1 protein-coding gene is annotated in these 481 nt (G+C 36.2%); it reads right to left on the bottom strand.

Going from position 1 to position 481, the window contains the following annotated elements; all coding sequences use genetic code 11:
* On the bottom strand, window positions 1-481 hold a 481-nt coding region (locus ACTQZM_RS12030; RefSeq protein WP_441653899.1), incomplete at both ends, for a transposase.

The following is a 481-nucleotide window of genomic DNA, read 5'->3' as shown; positions in this document are numbered from 1 at the left end:
GGCTTTTTGATCAAGGTTATCCTTATACTTTAAAATACTTTTTTTCCAAACAAAAGAGTATTTATTCGCATCCGCTTCAATTTTTGTACCATCTATGTATAAAGCACTCCCGCTGATTAAGCCACTTTGAACCAGTAGCTCACGAAATTGAATAAACGAATGGTCTAGAATATCGTTCATAATCGGATGAACGCGAAAACGATTAATGGTACGAAAGTTAGGGATTTGGTCTTGAGATAAGTAGCGCATCCGAATACTATCTATCAACATATTTTGTATTTGGCGGCCGGAATAAACCCCTTGAATATAGGCACAAAGAATAATGGAAAGTAACATACGAGGATGATATTGGGGTCTACCCATAGATTGATAATAAGGAAGGAAGACTGCATCGGGAATAGAGTCAACAAACTGCACAATGGCATGAGCGAAATCATTTTTTTCTAATTTAATTTCAAGATCTATAGGCAAACAAAGTTGG

Origin of the sequence: Enterococcus cecorum, from assembly GCF_052119425.1 — a bacterium.
GTDB classification, from domain to species: domain Bacteria; phylum Bacillota; class Bacilli; order Lactobacillales; family Enterococcaceae; genus Enterococcus_E; species Enterococcus_E cecorum_C.
The sequence above is the reverse complement of the archived record's forward strand: the minus strand, read 5'-3'. Positions and strand labels throughout refer to the sequence as shown.